Origin of the sequence: Paraburkholderia mimosarum LMG 23256 = NBRC 106338 (genome assembly GCF_000739815.1) — a bacterium.
GTDB lineage: Bacteria > Pseudomonadota > Gammaproteobacteria > Burkholderiales > Burkholderiaceae > Paraburkholderia > Paraburkholderia mimosarum.
In genome coordinates, this window is the sequence record NZ_BBJJ01000001.1 from 399,682 (window position 1) to 425,965 (window position 26,284).

Sequence of the window (26,284 nt, forward strand, 5' to 3'; positions counted from 1 at the left end):
CACATGAGAGAGTCGTCCGTGATCGTCGTGGTTCGCCGGGAAGACCCTTGCACACTCGATGCGCGCATGCTGCTCGACGAACTGAGCGCCCTCGCTGCGCTCTATGGCGCATCCACTGCGTCATCCCGGTTTCATGACGGGGACGTGCAGACCGCACGCAGCGCGTTCGTCGTCGCGCGCACGACCGATGGCGAAGCGATCGGTTGCGGCGCCCTGAGCCGATACTCTTTCGAGGTCGCCGAATTCACGCGCATCTATCGGCGCCCGGAGTGGCCGGGAGCCGGTTCGGGAATTCTCCGGTTCCTCGAAAGCCAGGCAGCGGGCATGGGCTACCGGCGAATCGTACTGGAGACGCACGAAGAGAACCGGCGAGCCCTCGCCTTCTATCTTCGTCACGGGTATGAGTTGGTCCAGCGGAGAGGCGACGGCGGCACGAGCGATGTTCGCGGCCTTCGCAAGTCGCTGGAAAAGATCGTTTAGGACGGGGCGGGCGCCAGACGGTCTCCGTCGCCGCACGGTGAACGTGTGCCCTGATGACCCGAAGTGCGCGAGCGCGCGTTGCGGCCCGGTCGATCACCTGGACCCACGTCACAGCGTCGTCACAGCCGCGTCCATCTGCACCAGTCATGGTGGTCCAGGTTGCGCAGCAGTTCCGCGCGCCGCTTTTCGCGGCGATAGTGGGCTATCACCGACGTTGCCGCTACTGCCAACGCCATCGTGCCGAATGCAATGACCAGCAATGAGGCTTCCATGTCAGTCTCCTTGTCAAGTCGAGTATTTGCAGCGGATCCGAAACGAGAGTAATCGAAACGTACGGGAAATTGTACAGCGCTGCCATGTCCGAATAGTGGGATTTATGGACAATCGCGCCCGCGCGGCGGCCCGCGTGCCTCAACGCTGGCGGCACCCGCGCAGCGGGCGCCAGGCATGGAAATTGCGAAATCGATTTCATGGCCCGTGGCGCAGTCTGAGGGCGCGTGCATAGCATGCCGAATGAAATTGATTCCATTTCAGGAGCGAGCGTCCGATGCTCGACGCCGAGCGCGGCTCGCCGAAACGTGGAATTAATTTTTTGCGGTGCATTCTGCTTTCATTGTTCCGCCGTATATTTCGACGAGCGACGTTCCCCCTCTGGAGAGACAGTTGCAGCGGACCTACTTTTACCTCAACGGTGTGAGCGAGGGCTTTTTCCCCGAGCAGGAAGTCATCCGGCTCGACAAGGCCGGTTACACGGTCGCGCTCAACCGCGTCGCGGTCGAAAACGCGCCGCCGTATCTCGCCGCGGAAAATCGCGCCGTGCTGAGCGCCCTCATCAGGCGCCTCTCGCGCGGCGATTTACTGGTGGTCCTCGAACTTTCGTCCCTGGGCGGCAGCCCGAGCGACGTGCTGTCGACCTTGATGAAATGCCGCAAGGAGGGCATTTCCGTTCGTTGTGTGGAATTCGGCAACGTCGATCTGGCGAGCGCCAGCGAGCCCCAGGCGGTCAAGATGCTGAGGGCCATCGTGCGAATGGACACGAAGACCCGCAGCGAACGCAGCAGCCAGGGCCTCAAGCGCGCGCAATTGAGCGGGCGGCCCACAGGAAGGCCGATCTCGCTTTCACTGAAGGACCGGGAGCGCGTGATCGACTTGCTCGACCAGGGGCTCACGGTCAGCGAAATTGCCCGCCGGTTCGAAACTTCCCGGCAAACCATCATGCGCATACGCGCGTCTTCCGGCGCGTTCGTCGAGGCGGGATAGCTCCGCGGTGTGGGGCGTTTGCGGATCGCCGCCCAGGGCCGTCGTTGAAAACACCAGGCACAGCCCATGCGAAGGCACGAGCATCGGTCACACTGGAACCAAATTGATTTGTCGGGACTTCATCGCGATAGGCGCGTCGTGGGGCGGGGTCGATGCCTTGCGCACCCTGGTGGCCGGATTGCCGGAACATCTGCCCGCCACGATAGCGATTGTTCAACATGTGGGCGCGAACGCCAGCGTGCTGCCGTCGCTGCTCGGTATGGCCGGCCCGCTTGCGGTTGCCCATGCCAGAGACGGCGAAAAATACCAGCGCGGCAGAATCTATGTTGCGCCGCCCGATTTCCATCTGCTGGTGGATGGCGAGCGCCTGCGCCTCTCGCATGGCTCGAAGGAAAATCTCGCGCGGCCCGCGATCGATCCGCTCTTGCGCAGCGTGGCTGCCACGCTGGGCACCCGCGCAATCGGCGTGATCCTGACGGGCATGCTGGACGACGGCGCGGCGGGTCTTGCGCAGATCCGCGCCCATGGCGGCACAGCGATCGTTCAGGACCCGTACGACGCCTTCGCCGGCGACATGCCGAGACACGCGGCGCCTTACGCCGACTACGTTCTCCCGCTCGCGAAGCTCCCCGCAGCGTTGATTGCGCTGACGGACTGCGCAATCCACCCCCGATCGAACACACGGTGAGTTCGCGGGTTCGTTCCAGCGCGGCAATGTCCTATAAAACTATCGCAGCCTGCCTCGCGAGGGGGATAATATCTGACTGCGCGGGCGCTCCCTGCGCATGTCACATGTCTGGATTCCAGGCAGCGGCGGGCACAATATTTCTCTAAAAAGGACAGGCCAGCCATGGCGAAAAAACGTGGGCACATTCTTCCAGGTCAAGCGAAGCATCCGGTTGTCGGGATCGGCGCATCGGCCGGCGGACTGAGCGCGCTTCTCAGTTTCTTCGAGGCGTTGCCCGCACATACATCGATGGCTTTTGTCGTCGTGGTCCATCTTGCGCCCGACCACGTCAGCAATCTCCCCGGGCTGCTGCAGAAAGCGACCGCGATGCCCATCGTGGAAGTCACGAAACCGACTCCCATCGAGCCCGATCACGTCTACCTGATCGCGCCGTCGCTCGCGCTGACGATGGTCGACGACTACCTGCGGGTCGATCCGAACCCGCCCGAGCAGGGGCGCCGCGCCGCCATCGACGTGTTTTTCCGGACCCTCGCCGAGGCGCACCGTGAAAGGGCGATCGGCATCGTGCTGTCCGGCGCGGGTTCGGACGGCTCCGCCGGCCTTTCGCGCATCAAGGAAATGGGCGGCATCACGTTGGCCCAGGACCCGTCCGAAGCCGAATATGAAAGCATGCCGCGTAGCGCCATCGCCACCGGCACGGTCGATTTCGTGCTCACCGCGGCGGAGATGCCGCAGCGGCTGCTGGATTTGTGGTCGACCGCCAAGGATATTCATCTGCCCACGCTGGAAAACGAAAAGCGCGAGCAGGATCTGAGCAACGAGGCCGCCGAGCGCGCCCTGCGCGAAATCATGGTGATCCTGCGTACGCGTACCGCGCATGATTTCCGCCATTACAAGCGGGCGACCGTGATGCGCCGCATCGAACGCCGCTTGCAGGTCAACGGCATCACCGATCTCCAGGCCTATCGCGACTACCTCCATGTGCATCCGGAAGAAACGCAGGCGCTGCTCCAGGACATGCTGATCAGCGTGACCAACTTCTTCCGCGACAAGGAAGCGTTCGACGTACTCGAGCGCGACGTGCTTCCGGGCATATTCGAAGGCCGCGGCGACGGCGACAAGATCCGCGTATGGTCCGTCGGCTGCGCAACGGGCGAGGAGGCGTATTCGCTCGCGATGCTGATGCAGGAGCGTGCGCTCAAGTCGTCCGAGGGCGTTTCCTTCCAGGTATTTGCCACCGACATCGACGAACGGGCCATTGCCTTCGCGCGCGCCGGCCTCTATCCCGATTCCATTCTCGCCGACGTGGCGCCGGGCCGCGTGCGCCAGTTCTTTTCGAAGGATTCCGCGCATTACCGCGTCAAGAAGGAACTGCGCGAGCACATGCTGTTCGCGCATCACAACGTGCTCAGCGATCCGCCGTTCTCGCGGCTCGATCTCATCTGCTGCCGCAATCTGCTCATCTATCTCGACCGGGAAGCGCAGAACGACATTCTGAAGATGTTCCATTTCGCCCTGCGTCCGGGCGGTGTGCTGTTTCTCGGCAGCTCCGAATCGGCGGATAGCGTCAGCTCGATGTTCACCGTCATCGACAAGCGCAACCGCATCTATCGCGCGAACGTCGCAGTGCGCGGCGATGCGCCTGTCCCGGTGGCGATGTCCGGAACCGTCAACCTGCGCCCGGTCGTCGCGACGGCCCAGCCGCCGGGCGGCCGGCGCTTTTCGTTCGGCGATCTGCATCAGCGCCTCGTCGAACAATACGCGCCGCCCAGCGTCCTCGTCAGCCGCGATTCCGAAATCGTCCACTTGTCCGATCGCGCGGGGCGCTTTCTGCAGTATTCGGGCGGCGAGCCGTCCCACAATATCGTGGCGGCAGTGCGCCCCGAACTGCGGGTGGAACTGCGCACGGCGATCTACCAGGCGTTGCACACTAATCGAAGCGTCGAGGCCCGCAAGGTGCGCATCGAGCGCGACGGGCGCTCGTATTTCGTCAACATGACGACGCGCCCCGTGCACGATCCCGAAGCCAATGCGGACTTCGTGCTCGTGCTGTTCGACGAAGTCGAGGACAGCATGAGTGGCGCGGAGGAGGTCACAACCGGCGACACCCAGAAAGATCCCATCATCGGCCAGCTCGAACGCGAGCTGCAGCGCACGAAGGAGCAACTCCAGTCGACCGTCGAGCAATCGGAAACCTCGACGGAGGAATTGAAGGCCTCCAACGAGGAGCTTCAGGCCATCAACGAGGAACTGCGTTCGGCGACCGAGGAGCTGGAGACCAGCAAGGAAGAACTGCAGTCGATCAACGAAGAGCTCACCACCGTCAACGCCGAGCTGAAGTCGAAGGTCGAGGAAACGGGCAAGATCAACGACGACTTGCAGAACCTGATTGCCGCCAACGACATCGGCACGATCTTCGTCGACCGCAATATCTGCATCAAGCGCTATACGCCCCGCGCAACGGACGTCTTCAGCATCATTCCCTCGGACATCGGCCGCTCCTTGCTCGACATCACGCACCGGCTCGAGTACGACAAGCTTGCCGACGACGCCGCAGAGGCCTTCGATTCGCTGCGCCTCATCGAACGCGAGCTGCGGAGCAACGACGGGCGCTGGTATCTTGCGCGCTTCGTGCCCTACCGGACGACGGAAGACCGCATCGACGGCGCGGTGCTGTCCTTCATCGACATCACGGACCGGCGCCGCGCCGAAGACCGGTTGCGCGAAGGCGAGCGGCGCATGCGCATCGTGGCCGAGGGTACCAAGGATTACGCGATCATCACATTCGACGACGACGGCTTGATCACCAGCTGGAATGCGGGTGCGGCGCGCATATTCGGATACACCGAAGCGGAGATGATCGGGCAATCCGCCGAGATGCTTTCGACCGACGAAGACCGCGCCAATCATGTCGCGCAACGGGAATTCGCCGAGGCCCGCCTGAACGGCCGCATGGAGGAGGAACGGTGGCATGTTCGCAAGGACGGAAGCCGGTTCTTCGCGAGCGGGGTGCTCTCGCGTCTGGATGAACCGGGTATCAGCGGATTTGCGAAGATTGCCCGCGATCTCAGCGAATTCCACGCGACGCAGTCGAGCGTGCACGCCATTCAGACCGAACCGCCCCACGGCGTTGACCGCGATGCCCAGCGGCGCCGCGACGAATTTCTCGCAGTCGTGTCACACGAACTCAAGCATCCGCTCAATCTGATTTCCGCGAGCGCGGAATTGATTGCGCGCGCGCCAGAAACGAGGAATAACCTGAACGTTTCGCGGGCGACCGATACGATCCGGCGCACCGTGATCGGACAGGCGCAGATCATCGATGACCTGCTCGACGTGTCGCGTGTGCGCACCGGCAAGCTTTCGATGGTGCGCACGGTGATCGACATGCGCGAGATCGTGCAGCGCGTGACCGACGCCGTTCGCGAGGAAGCGAGCCAGCAAGGCATCGCACTCAACGTCTCGATGAGCGAGACGCCCGTCATCATTTATGCCGATCTGACTCGCATTGAGCAGGTCGTCTGGAATCTGGTCAGCAATGCGCTGAAGTTCACGTCGCGCGGTTCGGTGAAGGTCTCGCTGCAGGTCAACGAACACGGCGAGGCCGTCCTGCGGGTGGCGGACACGGGTAGCGGCATCGCGCCCGCGCTGTTGCCCCATGTCTTCGAGATGTACGAGCAGGGCCGCGATCCAGGCATGCGCCGTTCGGGGCTGGGTATCGGACTCGCGCTGGTGAAGGATCTCGTGACCTTGCATGGCGGCGCCGTGCGCGCGGAGTCGGACGGCGCCGACCGCGGCGCGACCTTTACCGTGACGCTGCCGGCGCACCGCACACTGAGCAGCGTGCACGTCGACGACAATGGCGAGGCCGCCGATGCCTTGAAGGGGCTGCGTATCCTGATGGTCGACGACGATTCGGCAACCGTCGAAACGTTCAAGCTCTTGCTCGAGGGAGAGGGCGCGACGGTGCAAACGGCGACGAGCGGCGCCGAAGCGTTGACGATGCTCGACGGCAACGCGCCGGACATCGTGCTGTCCGATCTCGGCATGCCGGACATGGACGGACTGGAGTTCGTCGCCAAATTGCGCAAAGAGCCCGCGATGAAATCGGTGATCTGCATCGCGCTCAGCGGATATGGCCTCGACGCCGACAGACGCGAGGCAGAACGTGCCGGCTTCAATGCGCACCTCAAGAAGCCTGTCATGCTCGACGACCTGCTGAGCGTCGTGTCCCGTCTGCGGCGTTCGAGGCGGCCCGAAATGGTGGAAGTTGGTCCTGGTGTAACGGAGTCCCGCGATGGAACGAAAGAAAGCTGAACACATCCTGCTCGAAGCCGACGAGATCGCCGGCCTGGTCCTCGACGGCTTCGACATGACGATGGAGACCGAGGCCGGGCGCGCGCTGTACGATCGCGCGTTTACCGCCTATATCCACAAGGAAATCGGCGATTTACCGGTTGCCGAGCTCTACGACGCCTTGAACGGTTCGCCCGACGCATTCGAAGTCCGGGCCCTCTAGCCGCCTTCCCGAAGGCCGATGCGGCAACGTCGCATGACGTTGCCGCATGGCCTCGTTTCATCGGCGCTCGCTCACTTCACGTTGAACGCGTAGTGCCCTTTCGTGCGATGACCATCGGCGGCCACCGCCACCCACACCACCGAATACTTCCCTGGCGTCAATGCATTGAGCGCCACCGACATGCGCTTGTCGTTGCTCTCATCGACCTTCGCTTTCTCGCGAATGACCGACTTGCCCTGCGCGTCCAGCACGTCGATGGAGCTGAAGGCGGGCTCGAGCGCGTCGTCGAAGTCGATCACGACCGTAGTGAGCGTGGCCGGCGCGGTGGACCCGGCTGGCGGCTCCTGATGCTTCGGATAAGCGTGCGCCCAGGCGAGGTGCGCGGCAACGAGCGCGATCGTGGCGACAGCCGTGCGCAATGTGGCGAGTTTCATGGTGAATCTCCTGTTTGATTCTGTGATTTACGGGAAGAGCGGTTTGCCGAGCGTGCGCGGCGCGACGTCGTCGAAAAAAATATGGACTTGCGCGAGGATCCCGACATGCGAGCCGCTTGCCCGGTTGATCGGTATCTGCGCCTCGATGCCGAGCTGGCCGTAACGGTTCATCCAGATGAAGCCGGGGTTGACGGTCCCGGTGGTTTGTCCCTGGCTGCGCGAAAGGGGCACTTCCACGATCGGGATCAGGTTCGAGAACGGTTGCGGCAGGCCGACGTCGTGAACGTGCTGTTGCAGGTAGGGCAGGCTGTACTGGAACGTGAAGCCGTAGTCGAACGCGTTCGGCTGGCCGCCGCCTGTCGTGAACGCCGGTCCTGCCTCGCCGGTGATGGCGATGGGACGCAGCCACGCGAGCGAGTCGGGCAGGTCACCCATGCCCTTGCCGGCGAAGACTTTCGGCGAGATCGTCGAGTAGTTGGCGGCAATGGCGCGGCTGCCCGTGCCGCCGAGTTCCGCGTTCACGCCCACCGACGTCATGAATTCATGCGCGTCGTTCACGTAGAGCAGGTACTTGAGCCCCACGCCGAAGTTGTCGAAGCCGCGGGCCGTGGGGTTGTTCTGCATGACGTAGCTGCCATCCAGGGAGAGCGCGAGCCTTGGGGTGATGAGCTTGTCGTACTCGAAGGAAAAGGTGTTGATGCTCTGATCGCCAGCGTCGCCCGGCACGCGTTGATGGCCGAATTCGAGGTTGGCCTCGTCGCCGACACCGGGGTCGTCTACGGCGAGGGTGGAGGGAAACACGCGGTCACCGGCAATGGCGTGCGCATGCGCCGCGTACGGCCCGAGCAGCAGTGCGCAACCGATAGCGCTGGAGGCGAGAACGCGTGCGAGCACGTTCAGCGACGCGCGGCTGAACGGCGATGGGTCAGACATGAGTTGTCCTGTCGATGAGCGAAGCACGCGCGCGAGCCACGGCGGCGCGCGTGCGAACCCGGCGACACGCGTGGCGCGCCGCCGGGGCAAGCGGTTTCGATCGGATCAGGACAGCGGAGGAGCGCGTGCGTGGATGGGGCTCGCTGGCGCGACGAGGCGAACGCTTTCGAAGCGCGCCGCGATGCGCGCCTGCACGAGCTCGCCAACGAGGAAAAGGGTGGCGGGCACGCCGGGCACGACGGGCAGGTGCGCGAAGAAGCTGCAGTAGCCGCAGTCCTGCATGTCGCCGGTTGCTGCGTGCGTGGTTGCATCGACGCTAGTGCCGCTTGTGCCGCTCGCGCCGTGCATGGGGTGCTGCATCGAAGGCATGCCGCAGGGCGCGCGTTCCACCCTGCCTTGCACCGTCTGCATCGCCTGTGCGGCAAGCAGGTGCGAAACCACGGGCGCGAGCGTCGCCATGAGGAGTGCAAACATCCCCAATAAACTGCCCAGCCTGAGATGGAATCGGCGCACGGCGCGTAGCGTGAAGTGGCGGAAATAACCGGCGAATTATGCCATGGAGCCGGGATCGCCATCACCGCCGCCAACGGCGCTGCGGCCTGTCAAAATGACGCGGCCTCGCAGGTGTCGCCAGGCGCGAGGCGTGCAAGGCCGTTTCAAGGTGCCGTTTAAAGGCCAGCAGGAAGCGAGCCGCTGCGCAGGCCGACCGTGTGACGCATCTCCTGATAACTGCGCAAGCCCGCCACCCCCAACTCGCGGCCTATGCCGCTGAGCCCGAGACCGCCCCAGCAAACTTGCGGAAAGATCAGTTGCGGCGTGTTCACCCAGACGAGGCCGGCGCGCAGCTGCGCCTTGTAGCGTCGCGCCGCGCTTTCATTGTTTGTGACAACCGTGGCGACGAGTCCATAACGCGTATCGTTGGCAAGCGAGATTGCTTCGTCATCCGAACGGAACGATCTCACGCAGGCTACGGGCCCAAAGACTTCGTCGGTCCACAGCACGTTGTCCGCCGCGGGCTCGGCTACCACCATCGGCGCCATGAAGAACCCGTCCGCGCACGCGGGGTCGAGCTGGCCGGCGAACGCGACCTGCGCGCCCGCCTCCACGCCTTGCGCAACGAGCGCCGCCACGCGTGCGCGCTGCGCGGCGCTGATGAGCGGTCCCATCGCCGCGTCGGCAACCTGGGGCGGCCCGACGACGATGGCTCGCACCGCAGCCTCGAACGCGGCCATGAACTTGCGGTACAGGTTGTCGTGCACGAGTATGCGCGACGTTGCCGAGCACATCTGCCCGGCGTTGGTGAACGCGCCACCAACAGCCAGCGAAACGGCGTGCGTCACGTCGGCGTCTTCGCGCACGATCAGCGCGGATTTGCCGCCGAGTTCGAGCGTGATGCGCTTCATGTCCTCGGCGGCGGCCTGCATGACCTTGCGTCCCGACGCCGTGCTGCCGGTGAACGAAATCTTGTCGACGAGCGGATGCGTCGTGAGCCACGCGCCCACCTCGCCCCCGCCGTTGACCACGTTCACCACGCCATCGGGCACACCGCTTTCCGACACGATTCCGGCCAGCATATGCTCGACGGGCGAAGTGAGTTCCGAAGGCTTGATGACCACCGTGCAGCCTGCGGCCAGGGCGGGCGCGAGCTTCCACGCCGTGGTGACCATCGGAAAGTTCCATGGCACGATCAGCGCGCAGACGCCCACCGGTTCGTGCATACGTTCGGCCAGCAGCGTGGCGTCCGGCACGGCCACGGACTCGGCCGCGAACAACGACGCGTCCTCGCACAGGCCCGCATAGTAGATGAATGTGGCGATGGCATCGCTCACGTCGAGGTCCGCTTCGAACGGCGGCTTGCCGCTGACCTGCATCTGCATGGCACACAGGCGCGCGCGATCGGCTTCCAGCAGTTCGGCGATCTTGCGCAGCAGCTTGCCGCGCGCGGCGGGCGTCGTATGGCGCCACGCAATGAGCGCATCGTGCGCGGCGTGCACGGCGCGATCGACGAGTTCGGCGCTCGCGTGCTCCTGCCAGCCGATCGTTTCGCCCGTCGATGCATTGCAGACGGGCGAACGCACTTCGCTCCCGGCGGAGAACGTTGTGCCCGCAATCAATGCGGCGGGAAGAACGAGAGCCTGGTTTTCGACGCAGCGCCCGGCATTCGCGACCATATTGGTTCTCCTCGCGCCTTAGCGGTAAGCGACGCCCGGCATGATGCAGAGCATTTCGAAGGCGAGATTCGCGCCCACGAGCGCGGTCGTACCGGCCTGGTCATACGGCGGCGAGACCTCCACGAGATCGGCACCAACCACGTTGAGCCCCTTCATGCCGCGCACGATCTCGAGGCCCTGATGGATGGTGAGCCCACCGATCTCGGGTGTGCCGGTGCCGGGCGCGAAGGCAGGATCGAGCCCGTCGATGTCGAAGCTCAGGTACACGGGCGTGTCGCCCACGCGTGCGCGCACCTCTTCCATGAGCGGCGCGAGCGAGCGGTTCCAGCAGGCCTCGGCCTGGACGACCGTGAAGCCCTGCTTGCGGCACCAGTCGAAGTCGTCCGCGTGGTAGCCGGTGCCGCGCAGGCCGATTTGCGTGACCTTGTCGCATTGCAGGAGACCGTCTTCCACGGCGCGGCGAAACGGCGTGCCGTGTGCGATCTTCTCGCCGAACATGGTGTCGTTCACGTCGGCATGCGCATCGATGTGAACGACGGCAACCTTGCCGTACTTCTTGTGCAGCGCGCGCAGAATCGGCCAGGCAATCGTGTGATCGCCGCCGAGCGTGATGGGGCGGCAGCCCGTCGCGACGATGCGGTCGTAGGCGGCTTCGATCAGGCGGATCGAGTCCTTGAGGTCATAGGGATTCGTTGCGACGTCGCCGATATCGGCGACCTGCAGCGAATCGAAAGGCGCCGCGCGCGTCGCCATGTTGTAGGGGCGCAGCAGCACCGATTCCGAGCGGATCTGGCGCGGCCCGAAACGCGTGCCGGACCGGTTCGAGGTGCCGATGTCGAGCGGCACGCCCACGAAGCAGACGTCGAGCCCTTCGGTGGTCTCGGCCTGCGGCAGGCGCATCATGGTGGCGATGCCGCCGAACCGCGGCATCTCGTTACCGCCCATCGGCTGGTTGAATTGGCGCTCCATCTGACGAATCTCCGATCGTTAGAGTCAAATCGATCGGGCGATGGTAGGGGAGATCGAGCGCGGCCAAATATCGAAGTTGAGATGTTTACATCGATGCGGCTCGATGTATGTGCGTCCTTAATTCGGCAGGCGGCGCCGGAAACCGGCCGGCGTTCAAGCCGCTGCGTGGCCCCACGCGACCAGCTCGCGCTTGGTACGCACGCCCAGCTTCGCAAAGGCGCGCTTCACGTACGACTCGGCCGTTGCGACCTGCACGCCCAGGATCTGCGCGGCCTCGGGCACGGTCTTGCCCGTGATGAGGTGCGCACAGGTCTCGTATTCGCGTTTGGAGAGCCGCACGGCGTCTCGCGCGATGCGCGCGTCGAACTGCGCGAGCGGATGCAAGAAGGGCGCCGCATGGGCGATGCGCCGGGCGGCGCTAGTCGAGGCATGCAATTCGAGCAGCGGAAACAGAAACTCGCTCACGCCGCGAAAACGGTTCATTTCCGCGAGCGTAAAAGGCGGCTCGCGCAGCGCGCGTTCGAGCGCGATGGAGTGCTGGGCATGCCGCGTGCCGCGCGCGAGCACGCATTCGTGGGCGATGCGCGCCTCGTCGAAGAGGCGGCGGCGGAACTCGCCCGGCTCGATGGCGCCGATATCGCGCACCACGAGCATCGTGCCGGTCTTGCCGCGAAGGCCGGCGAAGAGCGGATCGCTTTCGTAGAACCGGTCGTAATAGAGCGTCATCACGTCCGAGATCGCGCCCGAATCCATGCCCACGCCGCCGCTGCCGATCCATTCGCAGCGAAAGCCCGTGGGCATCGTGCTGTCCACGCGCGAGCGCTCGATGTGGACCACGTTGACGGGCAGGACTTCGTTCATCAACAGCGTGAGGCGCGGCACGAAATCGGGCGTGCCGACGGCCTCGATCACGTTGCCGAGGGTCTTGAACGAGAGCGGGAAATCGGGTTGATCGCGGTTGATCGGGGGTACGTTGAGCCGCATGGCGCGCCCCTTTCGTGTAGGCCGGGCCATTATAGCCGAAGCGTTTTGGCCGCCGAAAAGGGGGCATGGCTCGGGAAAAACGGCCGAAAAATGCAGCTTGCCCCCCTCGCGGGGGGGCATACCGCGGCCGCGCCAGTCGGTAACGTTGGCCTTACCCCATCAACTCGAAACGACGCAAATGAGCAAACTGATACACGACATCGTGCCGCTCGGCGCTGGCATCGGCGAATTCACGAAGCTGGAGTTCGGCATGGACGAGCGCGACTGGCGCGCCGCCGCGGGCAAGAACAGCAGCTATGTGATCGGCTGGTGGGAAGGCAAGGTCGGCGCGGTGGACTTTCCGGCCACGACCGCCGACGAGGCGGTGTGGCTCGTCGAAGGCAGGATCGCGCTGACCGACGCCGCCGGCGGCCGCAAGGAGTTCACGGCGGGCCAGGGCTATCTGCTGCCCGCCGGCTTCGCCGGCCGTTGGGAAACGATCGAGGACGCGAAGAAGTTCTACGTCGTGCTCGAACCGGCCTGAAGCGATCCGCCTCCCACGGCGGCGGCTCCGTTTGTCTCATTCAATGCTGTGAAAACGATGATGAGCACCCCTGCACAATTTGAAGTGGAATCGCCAGCACCCGCTGCAATCGGCGTGCAAGAGGCGCTTTCGCGCACGCGCTTCTTTCCGTACTGGCTCGACAATCGCGCCGAGCCGCCGGCCGAGCCGAAGCTCACGGCCAACGTAAAGGCCGATTTGCTGATCGTCGGCGGCGGCTTCACGGGGCTCTGGGCGGCTGTGCAGGCGAAAGAGCTGATGCCGCATCTGAACGTCGTGCTGATCGAGGCGGGCAAGGTCGCGCATGGCGCCTCGGGCCGCGCAGGCGGCATCATCTCGACTTCGGTGATGCACGGCCTGCCCAATGCCGTGCGCGTGTTTCCCGACGACATCGCGCAGCTCGAAGCATTCGGCCATCGCAATCTGGACGGCTTCGAGGAAACGCTCGAGCGCTACGGCATCGACGCGGACATCGAATGGAACGGCGAAATGACGGTGGCGGTCGATCCGGCGCATGTCGAGCATTTGCGCGCCGACTATGAGCTGCACAGGCGCTACGGGCACGACGTCGTCATGCTCGAGCGCGAAGCGACACGCGAGCAACTGGATTCGCCGCTGTTCGCCGGAGCCCTGTGGTCGCGCAATCGCAGCGGCACCGTGCATCCGGCGAAGCTCGCGTGGGGCCTCAAGCGCGCGGCGCTTTCGCTCGGCGTGAAGCTTTACGAGCACACGCCGCTCGTGGAGGTCGTCGACGAAGGCGAGACGGTTTTTGTCAAAACGCCTGAAGGCAGCGTGCGCGCGCCCCGCGTGGTGTTCGGCAGCGGCACCGCCAGGATTGGCATTGCGGACATCAATCGCCGCGTGCTGCAGGTGCGCGACCATGTGCTCGCCACCGAGCCGCTCACCGACGAGCAACTCTCGCGCATCGGCTGGAAAAATCGCCAGGGCATTTACGATACCCGCACGCAGCTTAATTACTTCCGGCTCACGAAGCACAACAACATCATCTTCGGCGGCCTCGTCAGCTATCATTTCGACGGCGATCCGAATCCGCCGCAGGACCAGAAAGCGCAGACCTACTATCGGCTCGCGCAGGCATTTTATCGCACGTTCCCGCAGCTTTGCGATGTGCGCTTCTCGCATGCGTGGGGCGGCCCGATCGACTACTGTTCGCGCGGGTCCGTGTTCGCCAAGCGCTATCTGAACGGCAAGGCCGTGTTCGTGGCGGGCTACACGGGCTTTGGCGTGGCGGCCAGCCGTTTCGGCGCGTTCATGGGGCTGAACATCCTCTTCGATCGCGAGAGCCCCGAGCGCGCGCTCGATATCGCCAACCAGAGCCCGTCGTATATCCCGCCGGAGCCGGTGCGCTGGCTCGCCGCGAAAGTCACGTTCCATGCGTTCGACGGCGCCGACGCCGAAGGCGGATGGAAGCGCGCGTGGATCAAGGGCATCAAGGCGATGGGCTTTCCAATGTGAGCAGCATGTTTTCCAATACCTCAGACCTCGACTTGCGGCTCATCCGCGTCTTCCTCGCCGTGGTGGACGCGCGCGGCATCACGGCGGCCGAAGCCACGCTCGGCGTGCGGCAGTCCACCATCAGCACGCAGCTTTCGGCGCTCGAGGCCCGCGTGGGCTTCAAGCTTTGCGAGCGCGGGCGCGGCGGCTTTCGCCTGACGTCGAAGGGCGAACGTTTCGTGCCCTCGGCGCGCGCGCTGGTCGCGGCAACCAATGAATTCGTCGCGCGCGTGCGCGACATCGACCGCAAGCTGGTGGGCACGCTCGGCATTGGCCTGATCGGGCAGGCTTCGCACGTCGAAAACGCGCGACTCGCCGAAGCGATCGGCGTGTTTCGCAAGCGCGACCAGGCCGTGCGCTTCACGATGAAGGTGGCCGCTCCGCAGGAGCTGGAGGAAAGCCTCGTCAACAATCAGCTCGACATTGCGATCGGCTACTTCTGGCACCGCGTGGCGGGCCTCGACTACACCGAGCTGTTCGGCGAGCGCCAGGTGCTGTGCTGCGGGCGCGGGCATGCGCTGTTTCACGAAGCGGCGCACGTCAACGTCGACGATCTGCGCGAGCACGACTGGGTGTGGCGCAGCTATCCGATCCCCGAGGAGCTCGCGGGCATCGGCGACCGCCAGGTGACGGCGATCGCAGACAGCATCGACGCGGCCACGGTCCTGATTCTTTCGGGCAGCCACATCGGCTATCTGCCGGCGCATCATGCCGAACCGTTCGAGCAGCGCGGCCTCATCCGGGTGCTCGGGCGCGCCACGTTCGGCTTCGACGTGCCGATGCATCTGGCCGTCAAGCGCAGCGCAGCAGAGAAGCCCATCGTGCGCGCGTTCTGCGAGGATCTCCTCAACGTGTACGGGCACCATGCTGTTGCGCCCGAATCGCCGTCGGCGTAATGGCGAGTGACCCGTCAGGCGCTGTTATCGGCGTGCGCGGGCCTCATGCCGAATCGCTCGTGGCTCTGGCGGTTTTGCCGGGAGCCGGGCTGGCCTCTGCGGCTTCGCATGCGTGAAGCCCGGTGACCGCGGCGGTGAGCCCGCGCCCGCCCGGGTTGTTGCGCAGCGTGAATGTCAGGCCCTGCCGCTGCGCGATGCGCGCGACGATCGAAAGACCGAGCCCGCTGCCCGCGCCTTGTGCATGATCGCCGCGGAAAAAGCGGTCGAGCACGCGTTCGAGATCGCTTTCGGGGATGCCGGGCCCGTTGTCCACGACTTCGAAGCCGAGCGTGCCCTGCACGCGCGTGAGCACGAGATCGATCTTGCCGCCTGCCGGCGTGTAGCGGATCGCGTTGTCGAGCAGGTTGTTGAGCAAGGTGTTGAGGCCGTGAGCGTCGGCGCTCACGTTGCAGATGTCCTCGGGCGTCACGGGCGGACGCGACTCCAGCCCGAGATCGATGCCTTTCTCCTCCGCGAGCAGCGAGAAGTCGCCGATGGCCTGTTCGCCCAGCCGCCGCAAGCTCACTACGGCCGCTGGCGCGGGCGCCTGCGCGTCTTCGCGGGCGAGCGTGAGCAGCTGCTGCACGAGGCGGATGGTCCGGTTCAGCCGGGTTTGCATGCGCTCGAGCGTGCGCGGCTCGCCGTTCAGCGTGCCGTCGTGCAGCGCCGCCTGCCATTGCAGCTTGAGCGCGGCGAGCGGCGAGCGCAGTTCGTGCGCCGCGTCGGCAATGAACGTGCGCTGCGCCTGCGAGGCGGCGTTCAGGCGATCGAGCAGATCGTTGAGCGCGACGACGAGCGGGCGCAGTTCGACGGGCACCGAGCCGTCGAGGCTCAACGGTTCGAGCGCGTGGGCCGAACGCGAAGCGAGCAGGGCCGACAGCGCGCGCACCGGCGCGAGCCCGCGCGTCACGACGAACAGCACGAGCAGGAGGGCCACCGGCACGAGCAGCGCGAGCGGCCAAAGCGTGTGGAGCGCGAGGCGCAGCGCGAGCGTGTCGCGCACCGAGATGGGCTGGGCGACCTGGACGAAGCGCTCGGCTTGGGCGAGGACGAACACGCGCCAATGCACCTCGTCGTGCTCGATGGTGCGAAAGCCCGCGGGCTGGCGCGGCAGGACGGGCGTTTCCTGCGAGCGGTAGACGAGTTCGCCGTCGCGGTCCCAGACCTCGATGAGAATGCGGTCGTCGGCGATCTCCTCGAAGCCTGGGCTCGTCTGCTCGGTCTCGCGTGCGGTCGCGACGTTCGCGGGCATGGAGCGCGCGACGGCGTGCAGCTCGTAATCGAAGAGTTCGCCGGCTTCCTCGCGCGCAGTGTGGAAAATGCCGAAGCCCGCCACCACGGAGGTGGCCGCGAAGCCGCAGATGAGCCAGCCCAGCAGGCGGCCGCGGATGGATTTCATTCCGGTCTCTTGAGCCGGTAGCCCACGCCGCGCACGGTCACGATCTGCTCGGTGCCGATCTTGCGGCGCAAGCTGTGCACATGAACCTCGATGGCGTTGCTACCCACTTCCTCGCCCCAGCCGTACATGCGTTCTTCGAGTTCGGCCTTCGTGAACACGCGTGCGGGTTGCTCGATCAGCACGCGCAGCAACGCGAATTCGCGCGGCACGAGCGCGATGCTCTCGCCGTCTTTCGTCACTTCGTGCGCGGCGGGGTCGAGCGCGAGGCTGCCATGCGTGTAGACGGGCTGCTTCTGGCCCGTGCGGCGGCGCAGCATGGCGCGCGTGCGGGCGGCCAGTTCGTCGAGATCGAAGGGCTTGATGAGGTAGTCGTCGGCGCCTGCGTCGAGCCCGGCGATGCGGTCCGTCACCGAATCGCGCGCGGTCAGGATCAGCACGGCCGCTTCGCCGCCCTTGCGCCGATAGTCGTTGAGCACCTCGATGCCGTCTTTCTTCGGCAGCCCGAGATCGAGCAGTACGAGGTCGTACACGTCGTTGTCGAGCGAGAGTTCCGCCTCCCGCCCGTCGCGCGCCCAATCGACGGCATGGCCCTCGCGGCGCATCGAATCGAGCACCGTTTCGGCAATCATCTCGTCGTCTTCCACTACCAGCAGGCGCATCGCTCGCTCCCCGGATCTGAACCCCTCATTGTCGCTCATGCCGGCTTAACCGGGGCTTAAGCGTGGGGTTTGTCCGGGTCGTGCGAGTGTATCAGGACATCGGTTGCGGTTCGTTCGATCAGCTCCAGTGCGCCCGGCGTCGCACCTGTTTGGCCCAAGGTGAAGAGCGGCCGGCGGTTCTTGTTATTCATGATTAAGCTGTCCGAAATATTTTACGCGAGCGTCATCCCCGGCTTGCTTCCTTCCAGCGGCTTTTCCCGGCTCCGGCAATGGTGTGGCACGGGTATCGCCACGCGACGGTCCTATGGCCCGGATCTCGCGGACGTAATATTTGTAATATATGCTGCGGCGCAGCAACCGGTTGCTGATCACCGGGTTGGGTCTCAAAAATCCCCCATTTGGCTCAAAAATTGAGCAAGTCAGGCGTTTAGAGGCGCTTTCAGGCGTTCGATTTGATCGAAGGCAGGCAAATAGTTATGCGTAACGAATCATATGACAAATTCTGACACTCGAAAGATTCTGTAAGTGCTAAATTCCGCGCCAGATGACTTGCTGCAGTCGTACAAGAAAGATGGCAAAAAAAGCACGCTACGCACAACAACTGGCCGCACATGAAGCGGCGCTCGCAAACCGACGTTTCATTCGTTTGCCCGGGGAACAGCAGGTTGCTGGCCGTCCGCTATGGATGCGCATGACTGCCGCCGTCATGACGGTGGTGATGTACTTTGCGCCTGCCGTACTGCTTGCCGATCAGACTGCGCACGCCGCGCCGATCGTCGACCCTCGCGCGCCGGTCACCTTCCAGCCAACGATTACGCAGACCACCTCCGGGGTGGCAGCAGTGAACATTGCCGCTCCCAATGCTGCGGGGATCAGCACAAACCAGTACACATCGTTCAATGTCGATTCCGCAGGTTTGGTGCTGAACAACAGCCTGGTTTCGGGTACGCCGCTGCTTGGTGGCACGCTCGGCGCGAATCCGAATCTCAACGGCCGCGCGGCGACCACGATTCTCAATCAGGTCACGTCGACCACGCCTTCGACCCTCGCTGGCCCACTGGAGGTGTTTGGAAGTTCGGCGAATGTGATCGTAAGCAATCCGAATGGTATCTCGGTCAATGGACTTGCGCTGACGAACGCGCCGGGACTGGTGCTGACCACGGGCGTGCCGCAGTTCATTACCGGCCCGGGCGGCACGCCGACCACTTTCGCGAACGCGGGGGCGCTCGCCTATCAGGTCTCATCGGGCAACATCACAATCAACGGCCCGGCAGGCGTGAACGGTCCGGGTGCCGGCATCGAAGGGACCGTCGGAAATATTGACCTCATCGGTCAGTCGGTGAACCTCAATGCACCGCTGTACGCCGACCAGACCGTCAACGTCATCACGGGCAACCAGACGGTGACGCCCACTGCGACGGGCAGTTCCGGCACGAGCTACGGCACCTCGAATGTCGTTGCGGGCACGCCCGGCGCGGTCGCAGTCGATGCAAGCCAATATGGCTCGGTCACGTCGGGGCAGATTTTCATCGTGTCGACGGCCGCGGGCCAGGGGGTCAACCTTCAGGGCACGCTCGCGGGCACCGCTGGCAATGTATCCGTCAACTCCAACGGCGACATCGTGGTCGGTCAGACCTTCGCGAACCAGAACGTCAATCTGACCAGCGCGGGCAGCACGTCGATCACGGCCGCAGGCCTTGCCAACCAGAACTACACCGTCAACGCAGCGGGCGACGTCAATGCGACGGGGAGCGTGTCGGCGGGGCAGGACGTGTCGTTCACGGCGGGCAACAACCTGAATGCGGCTTCGGTTGCGGCCAACGGCAAGGCGAGTCTCATCGCGGGCAACTCGATGACGCTCGGTTCGCTCTCGGCGAACACAGTCAACATGCGGACGGGCACTGGCGACCTGACCGTCAATTCGGGGCTCACCGCGCCGGGGACGATCACGGCCGCCGCGGGTCGCGACCTCACGATCAACGGGGCGGTGCAGGGGGGCAGCACGGTCGCGCTGACTGGTGCGCGCAATGCGACGGTCACCGGCTCGGTGGCGTCGGTCGGCGACACCACGCTCACCGCGCAAACCGGCTCGGCATCCGTGTCTGGCAACCTGCAGAGCAACGGGGCACTCACGACAACGGCCGCGCAGGACATGTCGCTCGGCGGTACCGTGCAGGCACAGGGACCTGTCTCGATCACCGCCAGGAACGGCTCGATCACCGGGCAGGGCAACGTTGCCTCGTCGAACGATGCGGTGTCGCTGACTGCCGGCCAGAACGTGCAGACGGGCGGAAGCCTCCAGGCCGGTACGAACCTGGCCGTGACCGCGGGCGCAAACGCAACGTTGGGCGGCACGGTCACCGCCCCGGGAACTGTCACGGTGACCGCAGGGCAGAACGCGACGCTCGCAGGCGCGGCGACCGCCGGCTCGACGCTCACGGTTGCAGCGGGCAAGAACGCCTCGATCAACGGCGCGGTGTCGTCGATCGGCAGCATGGCGCTGTCGGGAGCCGCCGGCACGTTGACTACGACCGGCGACGTGGTGAGCCTCGGCACCCTAAGTGCCAGCGGCCAGCAGGGCGTGAATCTGGGCGGTACGGTCGTCAGCCAGGGCAATGCCTCGATCACCTCGGGGGCGGGCGGGGTGTCGGTCGGCGGGACGCTCACGAGTCCCGGCACGGTCACGGTGAACTCGGCTCAGGACACCACCATTGCGGGCGCAGTCCATAGCGGCAGCAATACGAGCATCAACGCGGGCGGCAACGTGGCCCTGAACGGCGGCCTCGAGGCGGACGGCACCGGCAACGCGACTGTCACGGCAGGAGGGACTATCACTGGCGGCGGCGCAATCAATGTCGCGAACAACACAACGCTGAATGCGGGCAGCAGCATCGCGCTCACAGGCGCGGTGCAGACCGGCAATGACCTGACTGCGACCGCTGCGCAGAACGTCTCGACGGGCGCGGTGACGGCGGTGGGCAACGCGGCGATCAAGGCCACGAATGGCAACGCGACGCTCGGCGGAAATGTGCTCACCGGCGGCAACCTTTCTGTCACGGCGGGCAAGGATGTGAATGCACCCGGCAGCGTGCAGTCGCTGGGCGACCTGAATCTGAACGCGCAGGGCGGGAGCCTCACGGCGAGCGGCCCGGTCTTGGCAGCGGGCAACGCGACGCTGGGCGCGGGGCAGACGCTTGCGCTGAATGGCGCGACAACCGTACAGGGCAACGCCGCGCTTACCGGCACGAACATCGCGACGCAGGCGCTCTCGGTCGGCGGCAAGCTGCAGGCGAACGCCGCGCAGAATCTCGACACCTCTGCGGGCACGCTCGCTGTGAATGGTACGGCGACGCTTGCCGGCGCAACCGTGACGACCGGCAACGCTATCGTGGCCGGCACGTACAACGCGACCGGTACGCAAAGCCTGACGACAACCGGCACGGGCGCTTACCTCGGCGACGCGACGCTCTCAGGCGGGTCAAGCGGCACGGTGGCGAATACCGGCACGCAGATGGCACGCGGCGCGCTCAACGTGTCGGGTTTCGCCGTGACGAATACGGGCGCGCTCTCGGGCCTGACCACCGCGAACATCAACGCCACGAATCTCGTGAACAGCGGGACAGTCTACGGGCCGACCACGAATGTGACGGTGGCGAACAGCACGACCAACAGCGGCGCGCTGATGGCGACCCATGCGCTCACGCTGACCACCTCGACGCTCAATGACAGCAACGGGATGATCTTCGCGGGCGACGTGAACAACCCGACGGCGGCGACCGGCGATGTGACGGTCAACGTGAACGGTCCGGCTGGCAGCTATAACAATACGAACGGGCAGATTCTCGGTTTCAACAGCGTGACGCTGAACCTGCCGAATCAGACGCTCGATCCATCGTCGGCTGCATTCGGCACGGCCAACGGTGGCAATGCCTTGAACCTGTCGGTAGCCGCCATCACGAATAGTGGCACGTGGACGCTGCCGGGTTCGAAAGCGAATGTCACGGCGAGTCAGGGTATCAGCAACACCGGCACCATCGACCAGGCGTCGGGTACGCTCGCGCTGAACGGCGCGGTGACCAACAGTGGCATGATCACGGCGCAGGACCTCACGGTCAATGGCTCGCTGGCGAACGCGGCAGGCGCGACCGTGCACGGCAACGGCGCCTTCACACTGAACGGTTCCGGTACGAACGCGGGTACCGTGGAGGCGCTGAACCAGCTCTCCATAAACGGTTCGAGCTACGACAATTCGAGTGGTATCACGAAAGCCGGTGCGTCGACGGGTGCCGGCAACATGAGCGTCAACCTGTCGGGCGACCTGACCAATTCTGGCGGCACGCTGACGGCGAAAAACGACCTCACGATCCACGCGAATAACGTCATCAATTCGGGTGCATCGGGCTCGGGCACTACGACGACCACGACGACCGTCGCCAATCCGGCGCTTGCGCTGGGCATGACGGTGGGCACGGACATCATCGCCTGGTCGTCCACGTATTCCGGCGGCGATCAACACTTCTGCTGTAACACCTTCGCCTACAACAACACCCAGGTTACGCTGGCCGACGCGCTTTCGCCGACGGGCGTCGCCGACCCCACCTCGATCGACGCGTTGATGGCGGGCGTGCATCTGTCGTGGACACAAGTCTCGCAGCCGGCCATCAGCGGCAATACGGTCACGCTCGTCCAAATTCCCACGGATGACGGCAGCGGCACGATCCAGAACCTGTGGTTCGTGCAAACTGCGGCCAACGCCGGCTTCGGTATCGCGACCAAGACGATCACGCTGCCCTCGGTCACTGAAACGACGACCACGACTGGCGGCACGCCGGGTGCCAGTTCGGTCATTGCAGCTGGACACAATCTCGGTATCACGGCAACGAGCCTCAATAACCAGGCCGGCACTGTGAGCGCTGGCAATGACGCGAACATCAATGTGCAGTCGCTCAACAACGGTGGCTCGACGTACACCTCCACCGTAACCGACACGGTGAACCTGGCTTCGCTCAATACCTTCCTTGCACAGATGCCCTCGACGATCTCGGTCTGGGGCAGTTTTTACAACCCCTACGACGGCAGACCGGACCCGTGCACAAGCAATCCCGGTATCTGCATCATCACGGCAGGCATCGCCCTAGACGCGCCGGGCACGGTTACGCCTACCTCGACCTCGTCATCAGTGACGGTGCAGGGCCAGGTGGGGCAGATCGCGGCGGGTCACAACGTGAATCTGGCCGGCGGTGATCTCACGAACGCTGGCACCATCGCGGCAACCAACGACGTCAATATCAACGCGAACAGCTTTACGAACAAGGGTACCAACACCGGAACGATGACGACCGCGGTGGGATGCGCGGCAGGCTACTCAGGCTGCAATGCCGGGTCCACAACCAACAACAATTCGCAGACCTACAGTTACCAGCAGACCAACGCGAACGTCACGGCGGGCAATGACGTCGTCATTGCCGCGAATGCGGTCAGCAATACCTATGGCAACCTGGTCGCGGGTCGCAACGTCGTGATCGGTGGAGCAGGCACAACTGCCAGCGACAGCACGGTCACGCCCACGAACCTCACGCAGACCGCGAGTGTGACGAACACCTCGGGCGCGATCGCCGCGGCCAACGACGTCAATATCAGCGCGGCGAGCGTTGTCAACACCATTGCCGCGCCGGTGCAGGTTCACCAGAACTACGGCAGCGCATCGCCGTTTTCCGGTTGCTCGCAGAACTGCGAGGCGTATGTCGATGTGCAGTCGGCCAACCCGGCGACGATCACGGCGAACCACGACGTTAACATCAGTACCAGTACCTTCGCCAACACGGGCAGCCTCGTGACGGGCCTGAACAACGTCACGATCAACGCCGCGAGCAGCGCATCGAGCAACAACCAGTACCTGAACGCGTACTGGCATTCGCCCACGCCCGGGGGAGTCGTCTGGGGCTGCGCGAACAATCCGTCGCTGTGTGCGAGCCTTTACGGCAGCGCATACAACGCGAGTCAGGCGCAGGACCCCGCCGGACTGCCGAGTGCGGTGGGCCTGCCGGATTTCGTGCCGGGCACGATCCAGGCGGGTAGTCACCTCGCGGTGACTTCGCCCACGCTGACCAACACCGGCAATGTGGTCGGACAGACCGTGACCCTCACGGGCTCGACGCTCGTGAACGGCCTGACGAACCCGAACGTCTACACGCCGCCGCCTGCCGTGGCGGGTCAGGTGATCACGCTCGGCCCGCCTGCGGTGCCGTCGACGGCGACGACCACGGTCAATGCCGCGGGGCAGGTAACGAATCTGAGCGGCCAGCTGGTGTCGGTGACGGGAGCTGCGAACGTACCGCAGCAATCGCTTATCGGCGTGACGACGGTGGGCAAGCCGGTGGCGCCTGCGGTGGCCAGCACGAGCGCGCCGGCAGGCACGACCGTGACGACCGTCGGCGGCCAGACGATCAATGTCACATACCTGGTCAACAGCCCGGCGTCGGCGGTGACGGGCGACCTGTCGCCCGCTTCGCTGCTGGCTGCGCTGCCCGCGAGCCTGCAGCCGGCTACGGCACAGTTCTACTACGATCCGTACACGCAGGCGCAGCAGGTTGAGCAGGCCGCCCTGCAGGCAACCGGCAAGTCGAGCTTCTACGCGCTGCCGTCGCAGACGGATAGCGCCAGCCAGCAGACGATCAATAACCTGGACACGGCGGCGCTTTACGGCGCGGCACTCCAGTATGCCAAGCAGAACAACATCGCGCTTGGCACACAACTGAGCCAGGCGCAGCTCGCGCAGATCAACGCCCCGATGTTGTGGTACGTCGAGCAGACGGTGCCCGAGCCGGGTTGCACGGCAACCGGCAACGGCACGTGCCCGACAGTGCAGGCGCTCATGCCCGAGGTGCTGCTGCCGCAGAACTATGCGGTGGTGAGCGCGGACGGCGAAATTACCGGTACGAACGTCGCGCTCAACTACGCGAACAGCATCCTCAACACAGGCACGGTGACCGCGCAGTACCTGACGGTCAACACGGGCACGCTGACGAACGAGCAACGTTCGACCAATGTCGGCACGATTTTCCAGTTGGTGCAGGACGGCGTACTGGCAAAGACGACTGGCACGGTTGTGGATCAGGGCGGTGTGATGACCGCTGCGAACTACCAGCTCAATGTCGACACGCTGAACCAGATCGGCGGGGCGCTACAGCAGGTCAACGCGGATGGCAGTGCAAACGCAGCGGCAACCTCGCAGCTACTTGCGAACCTGAAGAGCCAGCTTGGTGGCAACTTCACGCAGACCACGGTCAGCGACCACCTGCACACGGACCTGATCGGCGTACCGTCGACCTTCGACACCGTCTTCGAGATGGCGGTACTCGTCTTCATCGCGGTGGTGTCGGCGGGCGCAGCATCAGCGGGCATCGGCGCAGCGGCGGGAGCGACCGCCGGTTCCGGGACGACATTTGCCGCTGCGGGTGCAGGTTCGGCTGCGGGTGTCGGTAATGCGGCTATTTCGGCTGCGATCGGCGGCATGGTCAGCAATTCGCTGGAGCAGGTGGCGTTCGGCAACGGCAGCTTCAATGTCGGTCAACTGTTCGAGGCGGGTGCGACAGCGTTCGTAACGGCGGGCCTGACAAACGGCATCACCTATGCGAACGGTGCGCTGGGCTTCACGACGAACGCCTCGACAAACAGCCTTGCCGCGTTGGCCGGTGTGCAGGCCGTAGGAGGCGTGATGGTGCCGACGGCGACTTCGGCGACTGGCAATCCGGTTGAGGCTGCACTCGCGCTCGCAGCGGTCGCGAGTATCCAGGCAGGAACGCAGACGGCGATCGAGGGCGGCAGCTTATTGACGAACCTTCGCGATAGCGCGGTGAATGACGTGGCGGCGTCGGCGAACTATGCGATCGGAAACCTGTTCGGAGCGACCGGTGCCAATCCGAACGTGCTGGCCAGCATCCTGAGTCATGCTGCGCTCGGCTGTGCAGCGGGTGCAGCTACGGGCGATGGGTGCGGCGGAGGTGCTGTCGGCGCGGCTGTGAGTGCGGCGCTTTCGCCGAGCTTCGTTAGCGCAATTGACCCGAGCGGTGCAGACCTCAACCAGGGCCAGCAGGCCGTGCTGGCGGCGTTTGCAACACTTACCGGCGGCAGCGCGGCGGCGCTGGCCGGTTTGAACGTGCAGGGCGCGATCAGTGCGGCGCAGAGCGAGGCGCTGAACAACTCGGGCGGTCCGGGGCATACCAAGCCGCTCGGGAGCATCGGAACAAACGGCGGCGAGCCGGGCATGCAGGTCGACGTCGAAAAGGATACGGTCCCGGTTCTGCCATCGACCCAGGTTGCTGTTCAGGGCGCCGCTGGGGCAACTGCTGAAGCGCAAACAACCGGGAACGGTGTGCCGCTTACTGGGGGCGCGGCTGGAGCCACAAACACGATTGCGCCCCCTCCGAACACGTACGCGGTTTATCCAATGGGCTCAGGAGCCGCAAGCGGGCCGCTTCCACCAGGATATGTTACGGTCTCACGCTGGGTGTCTCCCGCAGAAGCGTCTCTTTGGGTTCAAAACCAAGGGACGGCAATTCCCTCTGGGATACCGCAAAATGGCACGCCCCAAGTCTATGTGACTACCGCAGGCGCGCCATACCCGCCTGGTGCCAACGGAACCGTACGAATCGATTTCGCTGTGCCGAGTGCTATGCTGCAACCTGGAAATGCGTCCAATAATTTCCAGATATTGCAACCATCAACGAGTCGGCCGATCTACAACGTCACGATCAATGTGCCGAATGGTGTGACCCTGCCCAAGGCTAAGTAGGAG

Annotated in this window: 19 protein-coding genes; 9 read left to right on the plus strand and 10 right to left on the minus strand. The window is 64.6% G+C overall.

Going from position 1 to position 26,284, the window contains the following annotated elements:
* Positions 1-66 precede the first annotated feature (66 nt).
* Entirely contained in the window at positions 67-480 is a 414-nt protein-coding gene (locus BMI01S_RS01790; RefSeq protein WP_161635512.1) for a GNAT family N-acetyltransferase, read from the plus strand.
* Positions 481-599: 119 nt separating this feature from the next.
* Here BMI01S_RS01790 and BMI01S_RS41830 read toward each other — a convergent pair whose 3' ends face one another.
* On the minus strand, positions 600-752 hold the full coding sequence (locus BMI01S_RS41830; RefSeq protein WP_167334404.1) for a hypothetical protein: 153 nt from the start codon (positions 750-752) through the stop codon (positions 600-602).
* Between the two features lie 391 nt (positions 753-1,143).
* Here BMI01S_RS41830 and BMI01S_RS01795 point away from each other — a divergent pair, with 391 nt between their 5' ends.
* The 4 genes from BMI01S_RS01795 to BMI01S_RS01810 all read left to right on the plus strand — a co-directional run bounded on the left by BMI01S_RS01795 (position 1,144) and on the right by BMI01S_RS01810 (position 6,947).
* Positions 1,144-1,740, plus strand: a complete 597-nt coding sequence (locus BMI01S_RS01795) for a recombinase family protein (protein WP_028210675.1) — start codon at positions 1,144-1,146, stop codon at positions 1,738-1,740.
* 103 nt (positions 1,741-1,843) lie between these two features.
* Entirely contained in the window at positions 1,844-2,428 is a 585-nt protein-coding gene (locus BMI01S_RS01800) for a chemotaxis protein CheB (RefSeq protein WP_051381274.1), read from the plus strand.
* 162 nt (positions 2,429-2,590) lie between these two features.
* Positions 2,591-6,745, plus strand: a complete 4,155-nt coding sequence (locus tag BMI01S_RS01805) for a CheR family methyltransferase (RefSeq protein WP_081723292.1) — start codon at positions 2,591-2,593, stop codon at positions 6,743-6,745.
* The gene (locus BMI01S_RS01810; protein ID WP_028210676.1) at positions 6,726-6,947 is read left to right on the plus strand and encodes a hypothetical protein; all 222 of its coding nucleotides are present in this window, start codon (positions 6,726-6,728) and stop codon (positions 6,945-6,947) included. The genes BMI01S_RS01805 and BMI01S_RS01810 overlap by 20 nt, the downstream gene beginning before the upstream one ends.
* 71 nt (positions 6,948-7,018) lie before the next feature.
* On the opposite strand, the gene BMI01S_RS01815 is transcribed toward BMI01S_RS01810, so the two are convergent.
* From BMI01S_RS01815 to BMI01S_RS01840, 6 genes are all read right to left on the minus strand, one after another.
* Positions 7,019-7,381 (minus strand): copper resistance CopC family protein, encoded by a 363-nt coding sequence (locus BMI01S_RS01815; protein ID WP_028210677.1) that lies wholly within the window; start codon positions 7,379-7,381, stop codon positions 7,019-7,021.
* A gap of 27 nt (positions 7,382-7,408) precedes the next feature.
* Positions 7,409-8,314 (minus strand): hypothetical protein, encoded by a 906-nt coding sequence (locus BMI01S_RS01820; RefSeq protein ID WP_028229921.1) that lies wholly within the window; start codon positions 8,312-8,314, stop codon positions 7,409-7,411.
* Between the two features lie 105 nt (positions 8,315-8,419).
* Positions 8,420-8,788 (minus strand): DUF2946 domain-containing protein, encoded by a 369-nt coding sequence (locus BMI01S_RS01825; protein WP_051381275.1) that lies wholly within the window; start codon positions 8,786-8,788, stop codon positions 8,420-8,422.
* 194 nt (positions 8,789-8,982) lie between these two features.
* Positions 8,983-10,485 (minus strand): aldehyde dehydrogenase family protein, encoded by a 1,503-nt coding sequence (locus BMI01S_RS01830; RefSeq protein WP_042288047.1) that lies wholly within the window; start codon positions 10,483-10,485, stop codon positions 8,983-8,985.
* Positions 10,486-10,503: 18 nt separating this feature from the next.
* Positions 10,504-11,454 (minus strand): agmatinase, encoded by a 951-nt coding sequence (gene speB / locus BMI01S_RS01835; RefSeq protein ID WP_028210680.1) that lies wholly within the window; start codon positions 11,452-11,454, stop codon positions 10,504-10,506.
* 153 nt (positions 11,455-11,607) lie between these two features.
* The gene (locus BMI01S_RS01840) at positions 11,608-12,438 is read right to left on the minus strand and encodes a helix-turn-helix transcriptional regulator (protein WP_028210681.1); all 831 of its coding nucleotides are present in this window, start codon (positions 12,436-12,438) and stop codon (positions 11,608-11,610) included.
* A 178-nt stretch (positions 12,439-12,616) separates the two neighbouring features.
* Here BMI01S_RS01840 and BMI01S_RS01845 point away from each other — a divergent pair, with 178 nt between their 5' ends.
* The 3 genes from BMI01S_RS01845 to BMI01S_RS01855 are packed head-to-tail and all read left to right on the plus strand — an operon-like array spanning position 12,617 to position 15,390.
* On the plus strand, positions 12,617-12,961 hold the full coding sequence (locus BMI01S_RS01845) for a cupin domain-containing protein (protein WP_028210682.1): 345 nt from the start codon (positions 12,617-12,619) through the stop codon (positions 12,959-12,961).
* Between the two features lie 60 nt (positions 12,962-13,021).
* Positions 13,022-14,455 (plus strand): NAD(P)/FAD-dependent oxidoreductase, encoded by a 1,434-nt coding sequence (locus BMI01S_RS01850; protein ID WP_042288133.1) that lies wholly within the window; start codon positions 13,022-13,024, stop codon positions 14,453-14,455.
* 5 nt (positions 14,456-14,460) lie between these two features.
* Positions 14,461-15,390, plus strand: a complete 930-nt coding sequence (locus BMI01S_RS01855; protein ID WP_028229924.1) for a LysR family transcriptional regulator — start codon at positions 14,461-14,463, stop codon at positions 15,388-15,390.
* A 43-nt stretch (positions 15,391-15,433) separates the two neighbouring features.
* Here the strand turns inward: BMI01S_RS01855 and BMI01S_RS01860 are convergent, their stop codons facing one another.
* Genes BMI01S_RS01860 through BMI01S_RS42850 form a run of 3 tightly spaced genes read right to left on the minus strand, consistent with a single transcriptional unit; the run spans position 15,434 to position 17,678 of the window.
* Complete coding sequence (locus tag BMI01S_RS01860) at positions 15,434-16,828, minus strand: ATP-binding protein (protein WP_028229925.1); 1,395 nt, start codon at positions 16,826-16,828, stop codon at positions 15,434-15,436.
* The gene (locus tag BMI01S_RS01865; RefSeq protein ID WP_028210686.1) at positions 16,825-17,487 is read right to left on the minus strand and encodes a response regulator; all 663 of its coding nucleotides are present in this window, start codon (positions 17,485-17,487) and stop codon (positions 16,825-16,827) included. The genes BMI01S_RS01860 and BMI01S_RS01865 overlap by 4 nt, the downstream gene beginning before the upstream one ends.
* 56 nt (positions 17,488-17,543) lie before the next feature.
* Entirely contained in the window at positions 17,544-17,678 is a 135-nt protein-coding gene (locus BMI01S_RS42850; protein ID WP_255217787.1) for a hypothetical protein, read from the minus strand.
* Positions 17,679-18,178: 500 nt separating this feature from the next.
* On the opposite strand from BMI01S_RS42850, the gene BMI01S_RS01870 reads away from it, so the two are divergent.
* Positions 18,179-26,281 carry a beta strand repeat-containing protein gene (locus tag BMI01S_RS01870; RefSeq protein WP_051381277.1) on the plus strand — a complete coding sequence of 2,701 codons (8,103 nt, stop codon included), beginning with the start codon at positions 18,179-18,181 and terminating at the stop codon, positions 26,279-26,281.
* Positions 26,282-26,284: the final 3 nt, after the last annotated feature.